At 72.5% G+C, this 13,019-nt stretch carries 16 protein-coding genes; 7 read left to right on the top strand and 9 right to left on the bottom strand.

Annotated features, from left to right (window positions below; all coding sequences use genetic code 11):
- The first annotated feature begins 38 nt into the window (after positions 1 to 38).
- Both macS and BJ982_RS15100 read left to right on the top strand, forming a co-directional pair.
- The gene (gene macS / locus BJ982_RS15105) at positions 39 to 1,166 is read left to right on the top strand and encodes a MacS family sensor histidine kinase (RefSeq protein ID WP_184880580.1); all 1,128 of its coding nucleotides are present in this window, start codon (positions 39 to 41) and stop codon (positions 1,164 to 1,166) included.
- Between the two features lie 73 nt (positions 1,167 to 1,239).
- A complete protein-coding gene (locus BJ982_RS15100) occupies positions 1,240 to 1,872 on the top strand; it encodes a response regulator (protein WP_184888870.1) in 633 nt (210 codons plus the stop codon).
- A gap of 6 nt (positions 1,873 to 1,878) precedes the next feature.
- On the opposite strand, the gene BJ982_RS15095 is transcribed toward BJ982_RS15100, so the two are convergent.
- A complete protein-coding gene (locus BJ982_RS15095; protein ID WP_184612596.1) occupies positions 1,879 to 2,169 on the bottom strand; it encodes a YiaA/YiaB family inner membrane protein in 291 nt (96 codons plus the stop codon).
- 303 nt (positions 2,170 to 2,472) lie between these two features.
- Here BJ982_RS15095 and BJ982_RS15090 point away from each other — a divergent pair, with 303 nt between their 5' ends.
- Positions 2,473 to 2,919 carry a hypothetical protein gene (locus tag BJ982_RS15090; RefSeq protein ID WP_184880578.1) on the top strand — a complete coding sequence of 149 codons (447 nt, stop codon included), beginning with the start codon at positions 2,473 to 2,475 and terminating at the stop codon, positions 2,917 to 2,919.
- Positions 2,920 to 2,922: 3 nt separating this feature from the next.
- Here BJ982_RS15090 and BJ982_RS15085 read toward each other — a convergent pair whose 3' ends face one another.
- The 4 genes from BJ982_RS15085 to BJ982_RS15070 form a co-directional block, all read right to left on the bottom strand.
- Positions 2,923 to 3,135 (bottom strand): hypothetical protein, encoded by a 213-nt coding sequence (locus tag BJ982_RS15085; RefSeq protein ID WP_184880576.1) that lies wholly within the window; start codon positions 3,133 to 3,135, stop codon positions 2,923 to 2,925.
- 44 nt (positions 3,136 to 3,179) lie between these two features.
- A complete protein-coding gene (locus BJ982_RS15080; protein WP_239123048.1) occupies positions 3,180 to 4,454 on the bottom strand; it encodes a PP2C family protein-serine/threonine phosphatase in 1,275 nt (424 codons plus the stop codon).
- A 9-nt stretch (positions 4,455 to 4,463) separates the two neighbouring features.
- Entirely contained in the window at positions 4,464 to 4,895 is a 432-nt protein-coding gene (locus BJ982_RS15075; protein ID WP_184880574.1) for an ester cyclase, read from the bottom strand.
- A gap of 195 nt (positions 4,896 to 5,090) precedes the next feature.
- Positions 5,091 to 6,740 (bottom strand): ABC-F family ATP-binding cassette domain-containing protein, encoded by a 1,650-nt coding sequence (locus tag BJ982_RS15070; RefSeq protein ID WP_184880572.1) that lies wholly within the window; start codon positions 6,738 to 6,740, stop codon positions 5,091 to 5,093.
- A 74-nt stretch (positions 6,741 to 6,814) separates the two neighbouring features.
- On the opposite strand from BJ982_RS15070, the gene BJ982_RS15065 reads away from it, so the two are divergent.
- From BJ982_RS15065 to BJ982_RS15050, 4 genes are all read left to right on the top strand, one after another.
- Positions 6,815 to 7,669 carry a metallophosphoesterase family protein gene (locus BJ982_RS15065; RefSeq protein ID WP_373869649.1) on the top strand — a complete coding sequence of 285 codons (855 nt, stop codon included), beginning with the start codon at positions 6,815 to 6,817 and terminating at the stop codon, positions 7,667 to 7,669.
- Positions 7,666 to 8,388 (top strand): 4'-phosphopantetheinyl transferase family protein, encoded by a 723-nt coding sequence (locus BJ982_RS15060; RefSeq protein ID WP_184880570.1) that lies wholly within the window; start codon positions 7,666 to 7,668, stop codon positions 8,386 to 8,388. The genes BJ982_RS15065 and BJ982_RS15060 overlap by 4 nt, the downstream gene beginning before the upstream one ends.
- An 82-nt stretch (positions 8,389 to 8,470) precedes the next feature.
- The gene (locus BJ982_RS15055; protein ID WP_184880568.1) at positions 8,471 to 8,812 is read left to right on the top strand and encodes a putative quinol monooxygenase; all 342 of its coding nucleotides are present in this window, start codon (positions 8,471 to 8,473) and stop codon (positions 8,810 to 8,812) included.
- Positions 8,813 to 8,870: 58 nt separating this feature from the next.
- A complete protein-coding gene (locus BJ982_RS15050; RefSeq protein ID WP_184880566.1) occupies positions 8,871 to 9,209 on the top strand; it encodes a hypothetical protein in 339 nt (112 codons plus the stop codon).
- On the opposite strand, the gene BJ982_RS15045 is transcribed toward BJ982_RS15050, so the two are convergent.
- From BJ982_RS15045 to BJ982_RS15030, 4 genes are all read right to left on the bottom strand, one after another.
- On the bottom strand, positions 9,187 to 10,227 hold the full coding sequence (locus BJ982_RS15045; RefSeq protein WP_184880564.1) for an alpha/beta hydrolase: 1,041 nt from the start codon (positions 10,225 to 10,227) through the stop codon (positions 9,187 to 9,189). The two genes, BJ982_RS15050 and BJ982_RS15045, sit on opposite strands and share 23 nt — an antisense overlap.
- A 98-nt stretch (positions 10,228 to 10,325) precedes the next feature.
- Entirely contained in the window at positions 10,326 to 11,372 is a 1,047-nt protein-coding gene (locus tag BJ982_RS15040; RefSeq protein ID WP_203959143.1) for a TRM11 family SAM-dependent methyltransferase, read from the bottom strand.
- 32 nt (positions 11,373 to 11,404) lie between these two features.
- Positions 11,405 to 12,013, bottom strand: coding sequence for a DUF305 domain-containing protein (locus BJ982_RS15035; protein ID WP_184880562.1), 609 nt, complete (start codon positions 12,011 to 12,013; stop codon positions 11,405 to 11,407).
- 174 nt (positions 12,014 to 12,187) lie between these two features.
- A complete protein-coding gene (locus BJ982_RS15030) occupies positions 12,188 to 12,922 on the bottom strand; it encodes a lytic polysaccharide monooxygenase (RefSeq protein ID WP_184880560.1) in 735 nt (244 codons plus the stop codon).
- Positions 12,923 to 13,019: the final 97 nt, after the last annotated feature.

Below are 13,019 nucleotides of genomic sequence, written 5' to 3'. Positions count from 1 at the left end.
CAGTCTCCGGTGTCGGCGCCGTGCCGGAGGGGTGATCGGTGGAGATCGAGCGGCAGTTCTGGCGCGCCATCGCGGTCTACCGCGCCGCCTCCCTCGGCCACGCGGCGCTGCTGCTCGCCGGCGCGGGCGGCTACGCGCGTCCCGTCCTCGGGTGGCCGGTCATCGGCCTGATGGCGGTGTGGACGGCGGTCACCACGCTCGCCTACGCCCGCGCCAGGTCCCGTCCTCTCCTGGTCGCCGACGTGCTCGTCACCCTCGGCTTCCTGCTGTCCTCCCCCTACGTCCAGGGCGCCGACGCGGGACCGGCGGGCGTCATGCCGATCACCGGCACCTGGATCGGCGGCCCCGTGCTGGCCTGGGCGGTGTACGCCGGGCGGCGGGCGGGCGCGGTGGCGGCGATCGTCCTGGCCGCCGCCGACCTGTGGCTGCGCGGCGCGCCGGGCGCGAACCCGGGCGTCCCCGTCAACGGGGCCGTCCTGCTGGTCCTGACCGGGGTCGTGGTGGGCCACACGGCGCGGCTGACCAAGCAGGCCGAGGAACGTCTCCAGCGGGCGGCCGAGATGGAGGCCGCGGGCCGGGAGCGGGACCGGCTGGCCCGGGGCATCCACGACTCGGTCCTGCAGGTGCTCGCCCTGGTGCGCCGCCGCGGGCTGGAGATCGGCGGGGAGGCCGCCGAGCTGGGACGCCTCGCAGGCGAGCAGGAGGCGGTGCTGCGCGAGCTGGTCCGCGCCGAGCCCCGGGAGCCCACGGAGCGGGTGGACGGCGCCGGGCTCGCCGACGTCTCGGCCCTGCTGCGCCGGTACGGGTCGGCGTCGGTCACGGTGTCCGCGCCCGCCACGCCGCTCCTGCTTCCCTCGGCGCGGGCCCGCGAGGTGGCGGCGGCCGTGGGCGCGGCGCTGGACAACGTCCGGCTGCACTGCGGCGACGGGGCGCGGGCGTGGGTGTTCGCCGAGGCCGACGACGGCCGCGTCACCGTGACCGTGCGCGACGATGGCCCCGGCATCCCGGCCGGGCGCCTGGCGGAGGCCGAGGCCGAGGGACGGCTCGGCGTCGCCCAGTCGATCCGCGGCCGGGTGGCCGGGCTGGGCGGGCGGGTCGCGTTCGTCTCGGTGCCCGGCCAGGGCACCGAGGTCGAGATGACCATCCCGGCGCCCGCCCGCCCCTGACGCTCGTGACCGTGTACCCCGGCCGGCCCCCGCCGGTCGCCGTACAGTAGCGGTCGTGAAGCGGCTCCGGGTCATGGTGGTGGACGACCACCCGATGTGGCGCGACGCGGTCGCCCGCGACCTCGGCGAGGCCGGGTACGAGGTGGTGGCGGCCACCGGCGAAGGGCGTCAGGCGCTGCGCGTCGCCGCCGCCGTACGCCCCGACGTGGTCGTCCTCGACCTGCGGCTGCCCGACCTGCCAGGGGTCGAGGTCGCCAGGGGGCTGGCCACCTGCGCGCCTCCCCCGCGCGTGCTGGTGCTGTCGGCGAGCGGCGAGCAGGAGGACGTCCTGGAGGCGGTCAAGGCCGGCGCCTCGGGGTACCTGCTCAAGTCGGCGAGCAGGCAGGACTTCCTGGAGGCCGTCGCGCGCACCGCCGAGGGCGAGCCGGTCTTCACGCCCGGCCTGGCGGGGCTGGTGCTCGGCGAGTACCGGCGCCTGGCCGCCCGGCCGGGCGCGGACGACGGCGGCCCGCGCCTGACCGAGCGCGAGACCGAGGTGCTGCGCCTGGTGGCCAAGGGCCTGTCGTACAAGCAGATCGCCGAGCGGCTCGTCCTGTCGCACCGCACCGTGCAGAACCACGTCCAGAACGTGCTGAGCAAGCTCCAGCTCCACAACCGCGTCGAGCTGGTCAGGTACGCCATCGAGCGGGGCCTGGACGAGGGCTGACCCGCCTCACAGGCTCTCGACCTTGTACGGGTCGTGCTCGGCGAGCAGCTTGTCCAGCCGCGCCTGGTCGACCCGCGTGGTGACGGCCCCGACCTCGTGGCGGTCGCGCACGCACTTGGCGAGCACGAAGGCCGAGGTGACCGCGTACAGCGTGGCGACGGCGAGGAACGCGCGCACCCAGGGGTCGACCGGAAGGTAGGCGATCCCGATCGCGAGCCCGCCGAGCGCCACCCCGAACGACAGGACGCACTGGGCGTAGTAGGCGGTGGTCAGGGTGGGGTGAATCGGCTTGGTCATGCCTCGATGCTCCCGGACCGCGCCGCGCGCCGCCTGAGTACGCGTGCCCGGCCGCGCCTGAGTACTTTCACGCACCCGCGGAACGCCGGCCTGAGGCGCGCGTGGCCGGCGCCGGCGTCCGGGAACCGCGTCCCGCCGCGTTCCTTCCCGGCTTCGGCGCGCCGGTTTTCTCTTCCGGCCACAAGTTTTCCCTCCCGGGACTAACGTGGGCCTTCCGCGTTGATCAATGCTGATCAGTTGTTCAGTTGGTCAGGTGATCGGGTCGATCCCGGTCGCCACGACCCTCGGCGAGGAGTGAGCAGCGTGAATCCGTCGCAGCGACGCTGGGACACCGACGAGCGGGGCTTCGGGGCGGGGAACGCCGCCGTGTTCGCCCCCGAGATGGAAGAACTGGCGGCGCTGGCCCGCCGGGACGCCTGGGTGGCGGAAGAGCCCGAGGTCCACCTGGTGCCGCACCTGATGGCGGCCGGGGTGCCCGGCCTGGCCGTCGAGGGCTGGAACATCGGCGACGACGGCGTCCTCAACGTCGAGGCGGTCGTCGGCGCCCACACCACGCACCGGGACGTCCGCCGCCGCCTGTGGGCGCTGCTCGGCTCCATCGCCGAGCCGGCGACCTCGGTGCGCGAGCACGACCACGAGGGCACGCTGGTGGTGGACGTGGTCACGGGCGTCCCCGAGGGCGAGGGCCCGTTCGCCACCCACGGCCACGCGTTACGCGTGCGCGTGCGCAGGACGGCCGTCGAACCGTAGCCGTCAACCGCGCCGCACCTTGGCGGTGTCGTCCTCGCGCTCCGTCTTCCAGTTCTCGCCGGTGATCATCACGTACGCCATGCAGAAGATCGCCACCAGCAGGCCGGCGAAGAACAGGAACCAGTTCTGCGAGATGCCCCCGTACAGGGCGGCGGCCAGGAAGACGATCAGCCCGGCGGCGGCCCCGATCACACGGACGTTGTAGCGTCGTCTCATGTCCCATGCCCTACCCCGTGGGACGGGACGAACCGCGGGCGCGGTCAACGGGCGCCGGACACGGCCGTGCTCGTGCCGGCGGCGTCCCCGAACTCTCCCAGCATCGACCGCGCCGAGCCGTGCCACTCCGCGACGAGCACGGTGGCGTCGTCCTGGAGCCGCCCCTCGTGGTACTCCAGCACGCCGTGGACCAGCCGGCGCAGCGTCTCGTTGATCGGCAGGCCGTCGGCGCTGTGGCGGATGATGAAGTCCACGAACCTGTCCAGGCCGAACTCCTGGCCGTGCCTGCTCCGGGCCTCGGTGATGCCGTCGGTGTAGAGCAGCACGCGGTCGCCGGGCTCCAGGTGCTCCTCGCACACGGTGACCGGCACGCCGAGGTCCAGGCCGAGGGGGTGGGAGGGCGGGCAGCGCAGCAGCCCGGGGTGACGGCCGCCGCGGATCAGCACGGGCGGGTGGTGCCCGCGGTTGATCCAGGTGAGCCTGCCGGTCGCGATGTCGAGGTCGGCGAGGATCGCGGTGACGAAGCGGGTCTCGTCGCCGAACTCGGCGATCAGCGTCCGCTCGGCCGCCACGCTGGTCGCGACGAGGTCGTCGCCCTCGCGGCGGCGGTTGCGGCAGACCGCGAGGGCCAGGTTCGCGGTCATGCCCGCGGGGACGTCGTGCCCCATGGCGTCGTAGATCGCCAGGTGCGCGACGTCGCCCTCGATGGAGTAGTCGAAGGCGTCCCCGCCGACCTCGTACGCGGGCTCCAGCGCCCCGGCGATCATCAGGTCGGCGTTGGCGAAGCTGAGCGGGGGCATGACGTTCCAGCGCATCTCCGCGGCCACGTTCATCGGGCGGGTCCGGACCAGGCGCGCGTAGGAGTCGCTGTACCACCGGGTGCAGACGACCAGCATGGCGACCAGGGCGGACAGGGCCCGCATCGCCTCCTGGCACGCCGGGTCGTCGGTGTCGGTGGTGACGCGCAGCACGCCGAGCCGCTCGGTGCCGTCCAGCAGCGGCACCCACCAGCAGAGGGGACCCCCCTCGCCGCCGGAGCCGCGCAGGAACCGCACCTCCTGGAAGGCGCGGCCGGCCAGCGTCGCGTCGATCTTCAGTTCGCTGAGCTCCGCGGCGGTGCGTCCGGAGGCGGACGGCCCGGTGTCCACGACGGGGCGCAGGACCTCCTGCTGCAGGTCGGCGAGGAAGATCACCACGTCGCGCAGCCCGGCACGGGCGGCGTGCTCGGCGACCAGGAACGGCACCTGCTCGAACCCCGCCATGTGGCTGGCGTCGAGCAGGGCGGTCAGCATGCGCTCCGTACCACGGCACTCGCCCATAGGGCCCACCTAGCCTTCCTCAGGGGGCTGCAGCGTGCAGCCGAGCTGCGTCGCCAGCTCGAACTGGTCGAAGAAGACACGGTGGCTGATGATGCGTCCCCCCTCCAGCGTGGTGAACGTGCAGGTCCGCACCGCGATTGGGCGGCCGGTGGGCTCCAGCGCGCCGCCTCCGGGCAACAGGAAAGAACCCAGATGGGTGCCGGACAGGACCATCTCCAGCGCCGTGCTCTCCCCGCTGGGCAGGGCCGTCCACAGGGTCAGCTTGATATCGGGGAACGCGGTCATGAACTGTTCGAGCATCGAGGCGATCTGTTCATGATCCTCGCCAACCCCGCCGGGGGTGACCATGACGCCGTCCGGATGGAACATTCTGACCAGCGCGGCGATGTCATGAGCGTTCCAGGCCTCGACGAAGCGGTCCGTGAAATCGGAGTGGGACATCGGGCGCCCTTTCGTGCATGACCGGGTCCCCACGGCTCCCGGCGCGAGGGAGTTCGCCGTACGGCGGCCCACCGGCTCCCTCGTGTCCAGTATGCGCGAAGCACGACGTGCTTCTCCAAACGGGAGCACCCCCTGACCAGCGCCTTCACCGCCGCGGCACGTCCGCGAGGCCGGGGGACGCACTCGTGGGCAGGGTCAGGCGCCCGGGACGATCTCGCGGACCTCGCCGCGCAGCACGCCGAGGTGGCGGGTCGTGTCGACGGCCTTGAGCATGCGCCGGTCGTGGGTGACGAGCAGCAGCGTGCCCGGATAGGACGCCAGCGCCGACTCCAGCTGCTCGATCGCCGGAAGATCGAGATGGTTGGTCGGCTCGTCCAGCACGAGCAGGTTCACGCCACGCCCCTGCAGCAGGGCGAGCGCCGCCCGCGTCCGCTCGCCCGGCGAGAGCGTGGCGGCGGGGCGCAGCACGTGGGCCGCCCTGAGCCCGAACTTGGCCAGCAGGGTGCGCGCGTCGGCGGGGGCGAGGGCGGGGACGGCGGCGCCGAACGCCTCCAGCAGCGGCTCGTCGCCGAGGAAGAGGCCCCGCGCCTGATCGACCTCGCCGACCACGACCCCGGGGCCGAGCGCCGCGTGGCCCTCGTCCAGGGGGACCCGGCCGAGGACGGCCGACAGCAGCGTGGTCTTGCCCGACCCGTTCGGCCCGGTGATCGCCACCCGCTCGGCCCAGCCGATCTGCAGGTCCACCGGGCCGAGGACGAACGCGCCGCGCCGGACCACCGCCCCGCGCAGGGTGGCGACCACGGCCCCGGCCCGCGGGGCGGCCGCGATCTCCATGCGCAGCTCCCACTCCTTGCGGGGCTCCTCCACGACCTCCATGCGCTCGATCAGCCGCTCGGTCTGGCGGGCCTTGGCCGCCTGCTTCTCGGTGGCCTCGCTGCGGAACTTGCGGCCGATCTTGTCGTTGTCGGGGGCCTTGCGCCGGGCGTTCTTGACGCCCTTCTCCATCCAGGCCCGCTGGGTCCTGGCCCTGGTCTCCAGGGAGGCCCGCGTGTCGGCGTACTCCTCGTACCGGTCGCGGGCGTGGCGGCGGGCGACCTCGCGCTCGGCCAGGTACGCCTCGTAGCCGCCGCCGTAGGTGTTGACCTGCTGCTGGGCGAGGTCCAGCTCGACGACCTTGGTGACGGTCCTGGCGAGGAACTCGCGGTCGTGGCTGACCACGACCGTGCCGGCGCGCAGGCCGGCGACGAAGCGCTCCAGGCGGTCGAGGCCGTCCAGGTCCAGGTCGTTGGTCGGCTCGTCGAGCAGGAACACGTCGTAGCGGCTGAGCAGCAGGGACGCCAGCCCGGCGCGGGCGGCCTGGCCGCCCGACAGCGCGGTCATGTGCCGTCCGAGCTCGACGGCCAGGCCGAGGTCGGCGGCGACCTCCTCGGCGCGCTCGGCCAGGTCGGCGCCGCCGAGGGCGAGCCAGCGCTCCAGGGCGGCCGAATAGGCGTCGTCGGCGCCGGGGCGGCCCTCGACCAGGCCCTCGGTCGCGGAGTCCAGGGCACGCTGGGCGGCGGCGACGCCGGTGCGCCTGGCCAGGAAATCGGCGACGGTCTCGCCGGGCCTGCGCTCGGGCTCCTGCGGGAGGTAGCCGACGGCGGCCGTGGGCGGGCTCGCCTGGACCGCGCCCCGCTCGGCGGGGACCAGGCCGGCGAGGATGCGCAGCAGGGTCGACTTGCCCGCGCCGTTCACGCCGACCAGGCCGATGACGTCCTCGGGCGCGACGACGAGGTCCAGCCCGGAGAACAGCACGCGCTCCCCGTGCCCGGCGGCGAGGTCCTTGGCGACGATCGTTGCGGTCATGCGCAAACGCTATCCGCCCCCGGAGCGAACGGGCGCGACCGCGGGCACCCGGCGAGGCCGGTTACGATCACCATGTGACGGTGAGCGGCAAGGCCGGCGGCAGGCTCCTGGCGATCAGCGACATCCACGTCGCCTATCCGGAGAACCGTGAGATCGTCGAGAAGCTGCGGCCGAGGTCGGACGCCGACTGGCTGATCGTGGCCGGCGACGTCGGCGAGGTGGCCGCCGACATCGAGTGGGCGCTCGACCTGCTCAAGGAGCGTTTCGCCACCGTCGTGTGGGCGCCGGGCAACCACGAGCTGTGGACGCCCAAGGACGATCCGGTGCGGCTGCGCGGCGAGGCGCGCTACCGCTACCTGGTCGAGGTCTGCCGCCGCCTCGGCGTCCTCACCCCGGAGGACCCTTACCCGGTGTGGACGGGCCCGGGCGGGCCGGTGACGATCGTGCCGCTGTTCCTGCTGTACGACTACACGTTCCGGCCGCCCGGCACCACCAAGGAGGAGGCCCTGGCGTGGGCGCACGACGCCGGGGTGGTGTGCACCGACGAGTTCCTGCTGCACCCTGACCCGTATCCGAGCAGGGACGCCTGGTGCCGGGCGCGGCTGCGCGAGACCGTGGTCCGCCTCGCCGAGCGCGACCCCTCGCTCCCGACGGTGCTGGTCAACCACTTCCCGCTGACCCGCGAGCCGACCCAGATCCTGCGCTACCCGCAGTTCGCGCAGTGGTGCGGCACGGTCGAGACCGCCGACTGGCACCTGAAGTACAACGCCGCCGCCGTGATCTACGGCCACCTGCACATCCCGCGCACCACCTGGTACGACGGCGTGCGCTTCGAGGAGGTCTCGCTGGGCTACCCGCGCGAGCGGCGCATGTACGACAGGGAGGGCCGGGAGCCGCTGCGCGAGGTCTTCCCCGAGGACGCCCCGTGATCGAGCGCATCGTCCCCACATCCGTGGCCTGCGCCGACCTCTTCGAGGACCCGTCGGACGTCGAGCTGTTCCCGGAGGAGGAAGAGGCCCTCGCCCAGGCGGTGGACAAGCGCCGCAGGGAGTTCACCTCGGCGCGGGCGTGCGTGCGGCGGGCCCTCGGCGTGCTGGGGCTGCCGCCCGCGCCGGTGGTGCCCGGCCCGCGCGGCGAGCCGGGCTGGCCGGGCGGCGTCGTCGGCAGCATCACCCACTGCGAGGGCTACCGCGGCGCCGCGCTGGCCAGGTCGTCGCAGGTCGCGGCCATCGGCATCGACGCGGAGCCGAACGGGCCGCTGCCCGAGGGGGTCCTTGAGGTGATCTCCCTGCCGGAGGAGCGCGTCCACCTGGCCGAGCTCTCCCGGCGGGACGCCTCGGTCCGCTGGGAGCGGCTGCTCTTCTGCGCCAAGGAGACGGTCTACAAGGCGTGGTTCCCGCTGACCGGGCTGTGGCTGGACTTCGAGGAGGCGTCGGTCGAGATCGACCCGGCGCGCGGCACGTTCGCGGCCCGGCTGCTGGTGCCGGGCCCCACGGTGGGCGGCGCGCGGCTCCAGGGGTTCTCCGGCCGCCTGCTGGTGGAGAACGGCCTGATCCTCACCGCCATCGTGGTCCCCTCGCCCGGCGTCGCGGACCTGCCCGCGCCCGGCGCGGCGGACCTTTCCCTTCCCGGCGCCAAGACGGCGTAAGTTCGCCTCCCCGCGCGTTCACGCGGGCCGGCCGGCGGGTAGGGCATGTTGATGGCTCGCGCGGCCGGGGGGGGGATCGGCGATGATCGGCTGCGGCCTGCTGATACGCGTGCACGCCCGGCCCGGCAGGGAGCACGACGTCGAGGGCTTCCTGCGCGAGGGGTGCGCCCTGGTCGAGGACGAGGCGGGCACGGCGGCCTGGATCGCGTTGCGCGTGAACTGCACGACGTTCGGCGCCTTCGTGGCGTTCGCCGCCGAGGAGGACCGGCGGGCGCACCTGACGGGCAGGCTCACCACCGCCCTGCTCGACCGGTCGGACGAGCTGTTCACCCGGCCGCCGACGATCGAGCGGGTGGACGTGCTCAGCGCGAAGCTGCCCGAGGCGGGAGAACGGCTCTCCCACCTCGGAGATCTTGGCTATTGACAAGAAAGTTTCCTAATGGATACTGCGTCTAGCAGGGCAGCGTTCAAAAGGAGACCACATGCTGCGACGCTCCGCCATCCTCTTCGCCGGCCTCTTCCTCGCGGGCGCGGGGGCGATCGCCACCACCGCACCCGCCCAGGCCCGAACCCTCGCCACCGCCGACATCGTGATGAGCCCGCTCAGTCTCGGCGACTACTGCGCCGCGAAGGTCTACTCCAACTCCATGATCGGCTTCTACCAGGGAAACCTTTCCTGCTACCAGCGCGGCACCAGCGGCAACCTTGTCTACGTCGGCAGCGGCAACCCCTGGCAGGCCTGCGAATTCTTCACCCGCTCCGTCGTCACCGCCTACCGGCAGGGAGTGAGCCAGTCCCTCATCTGCACGTACGTTCAGTGAGCCGCGTGGCCAGCCAGGCCAGCGACAGCGGATAGCGATGGTCGATGGCGCCGTGGCCCGCGTCGAACAGCTCGAAGTGGATGACGCCGGGCGAGACCCCGTTGTCCAGCAGCGAACGGCGGAAGGCCTCGGCGCCCAGATCGAGGTAGTACTCGTCCCTGGTCCCCGCGTCGATCCAGATCGCGCGCATGGTCCGCATGGCGTCGGCGTGCTCCGGCACCATGCGGACGGGATCCCAGTCGAGCCACCGCCGCCAGAGTTCCGGCCGCAACTCGCCGGTGCGCGGGTCGACGGGCAGCTCCGGAGTGCCGTCCGGCCGGGCGGAGAACGCGGCGGAGCAGCCGAGCGCGACGAGCAGCACGTCGTCGGCGGGGTCGGTGAAGGCGGGGCGGGACTGGAACTCCTTCCACCAGCGCAGGATGTCGCCGTCGTAGGCGCGCAGATGGCGCACCGCCTGGGCGAACCCGGGCAGGTAGCAGTGCTCGTACAGGCTGTCGCCCGCGTGGGTGGCGAGCGCGCCGAACAGGTCGGGACGCAGCATGGGCGTGATCATCGCCCCGAAACCGCCGCTGGACTTGCCGGCGATGGCCCGGTGGTCGCGGTCGGCGAGCGTGCGGTAGTGGGCGTCCACCCAGGGGACCACCTCGTCGCAGAGGTAGGTGTGGTACCGGCCGGTGCCGGGCGAGTCCACGAACTGGCTGCCCCCGTAGGCCGTCCAGGCGTCCACGTACACGACGATCGCCGGCGGCGCCTCGCCCCGCGCGAACACCTGGTCGGCGGTCTCGACGAACGGCTGCCGGAACGGGGTGCGGTTGCGCCACATGCCGATGTGGCCGGTGTACCCCTGGATCACGTAGATGGCCGGGTAGGCGCGGCCGGGGTCGTCGTCGTACCCCGGGGGCACGTAGACCCACAGCGGGCGGCGGTGCGGGTCGTTCAAGGGATTGCCGCGCAGCGCTTCGCTGTCGATGACGTGCTCGTCGACGCGACCTTCGAGATCGGCCTGCCAGGGCAGCATGAGATCCTCCTTCGCCTCCCCCTCCGTATCACGATCCGGCGTCCCGCGCCGCCCATGCGCGCCGAAAGAGGTGCCCGGCTCTTCCGCACCGCGCCCGATCAGGACGGTTTGCGGGCGACGACGACGTCCCTGATGATCGCCTGGTCGACCCGGTGCCGGAACCGGCGGTAGGGGCCGTCGTCCCGCACCTCCAGACCGTTCTCGGCGAAGATCGCGGCCACGTCGTCGCGGGGGGCGACGTAGGTGTTCCAGGACAGGCCGATCGCCCCGCCGGGCCGCAGCAGGCCCGTCCACTCCGGCACCGCCGCGCTCAGCAGGTCCAGCGGACGCCTGCTGAGGGCGCTCTGCCGGTCACGGCTGCCGTGCTGGACGCCGTACGGCGCGTCGGCGACGATCACGTCGAAGGACGCGCGGGGGAAGAACCCGCCGGCGGTGGTGGTGTCGGCGTTGACGACGGTGAGCCTGCGCTTGTCCCCGGCCTTGTACTCCTCCTTGGACAGCCCGATCGAGACCTCCAGCCTGCGGGCGACCAGCCTGCGCTCGCGCCGCACCGGCACCACCTCGGCGGAGTGCTTCAGGCGTTTGCGCTTGAGGTAGGTGCGGATGAACGCCGCGTACGCCTCGAAGTCCTTGCCGTCGACGTCCACCCCGGCCGCGTCGTAGCCGTACATCAGGGCCTGGTTGAGGGTGGTGCCCCGGCCGCACAGCGGGTCCAGGACGGCGAGCGGCCTGTCGATCATCTCGCGGGCGAAGTCGGACGCCAGGATCGTGGCGTTCAGCAGCATCTTGGTGAAGTGCTCGTTGGTCTTGCCCGCGTACTTCTGGATGGTGATCAGGTCGTCGTCGAAGCGGTCCAGCCGGCGCAGCGGGACCGGTGTGAGCGTGCCGTCCGGGTCGACCGCGAACAGCGCGTAGAGGGACGACAGGTTGGACAGGTACGCGACCTCGCGCTCCGACAGCTCCGGGGCGTCGAACGTGATGTACGGGACGCCGCCGATCGGCTCCGCGGTGATCCGGCCCAGGCCGCCGCCCAGGACGGCGGCGGCGAAGACCTCGATCTCGGCCTCCATGAGCTCGACCGACGCCTCGGCGTAGACCCGGTTGGCGGCCGGCATGATGAGGATCCCGTAGCGGCGTGTCGTCACCGGCCAATTCTACGGACGGCGGCCTTCGCGATTCACGTGCCGGAGGGCCGGTTCATCGCCTTGAGCATCTCCTGCACCTGCGCCGTGCGCGACAGGTCGATCCGGTGCGCCAGGTTGCGGACCTCGACGTTCTTGCCCTTGGCGTACTCGTCGCGCGCCATCTCGATGGCGTTGTGCTGGTGGCCGATCAGCATGGCGAGGAAGGTGGTCTCGAACTTGGCCCCCTCCATGCGTCCGAGGTCGGCGATGTCCGACTGCCTGGTCTCGGAGTGCTCCTCGTGCTCGGTCTTGCCGCGGCCGTCGAGCTTGAGCGGCTTCTTCCAGTCCAGCAGCCACGTGGTCATGGTGCGCACCTCGTAGGTCTGGGTGATCGCGATGGCGTTCGCGAGGTCCCTGACGTCCTGGTGGACGGCCTTGGCCCTGGCCATCTCGGCCATCTGGACGGCCTGCTTGTGGTGCGGGATCATCATCTGCAGGAACCGCACGTCGGCGTCGTTCTTCGCTCCTGGCGCCGGGGGGAACGGCGGCAGCGACGCGGGTGTGGGGTACGCGGTCGAGGAGGGGGAGGCCCCGGCGGCGCCACAGGCGGGGAGCACCATCAGGCTCGCTGCGGCGGCGAGGGCGAGGGCGGCGCGTTTCATGGTGACCGGCTTCTCTTGTCGACGGTGTGCGGGGACACGTACGGGAGCGGGCCCCCCGCCCCGGCCGGGCCGTACCTGGCCGGGGCGGGGGCGGCCTCGCTCCCGCGTCACTCGTCCGGGCCCGCCTCCGCCGGCGATCCGCCGGTCACGGAGGCGGGACCCGCAGGGATCGGATCAGGCCGTCGCCCACAGGGCGGGGACGTTCGGGGGCTCCCAGCCCTGGATCGCGGTGTGCGGCTGCTGGCAACGGTAGGTGACACCGTTGTAGGTGACCACGTCACCGGTCTTGTAGGCCTTGCCCGCGGCCCAGGTGCCACTCGCGGTGGTGGTGGGCGTCGGGGTGGGGGTCGGGGTCCGCGTCGGGGTGACGGTCGGGGTCGGGGTCGGCGTGCTGGGGCCGCCGCCGCCGATCTGGAGGTCGACGCAGTTGTAGAACGCGTTGATCGTGTCGGCGATGTTCCAGACGGCGAGCAGCTTCTGCCTGCCGCTGAAGCCGGACAGGTTCACCGTGTGCTGCACGGTCGCGCCGGGCTGCTTGCCACCGTCGTTGAAGACGGCCACGCGGGTGTTGCCGATGTAGTATTCCCACGTGCTGGTGGCGTGCCGGGCCGTGAGGATCCAGTTGAACGTCACCGAGTTGCCGACGTTCGTGGCGGGCCACGCCTTGCTGTCGTCGTTGAGGACGGCGAAGCGGGTGCCGCCGCCGTTGCACGCGCGCGAGCCCTTGGGGGCCTCGACGCTCTGCGGCTCGTAGACGATGTCACCGCAGTTCGGCACCACGCGCTGGGCGCAGAACGCCTGACGGCTCGGCGGCTGGGAGATGTAACCGTGGGCCGAGGCGGGGGTGGCGGAGAGCACCGAGATGCCGGCGGCGACCAGCGCGGTCGCTCCATACATGATCTTCCGCATACCACGCTCCTTTCCTGGGGGGATGCCCAGGAATATAAAGGAAAGTTTCCTAAGAGTAAATAGCGGTCCTTCACCTGCGATCACACCGTCAAGACCA

Origin of the sequence: Sphaerisporangium siamense (assembly GCF_014205275.1) — a bacterium.
GTDB classification, from domain to species: domain Bacteria; phylum Actinomycetota; class Actinomycetes; order Streptosporangiales; family Streptosporangiaceae; genus Sphaerisporangium; species Sphaerisporangium siamense.
Note: the sequence above shows the minus strand (reverse complement) of the source record. Positions and strands in the feature narration are given on the sequence as shown.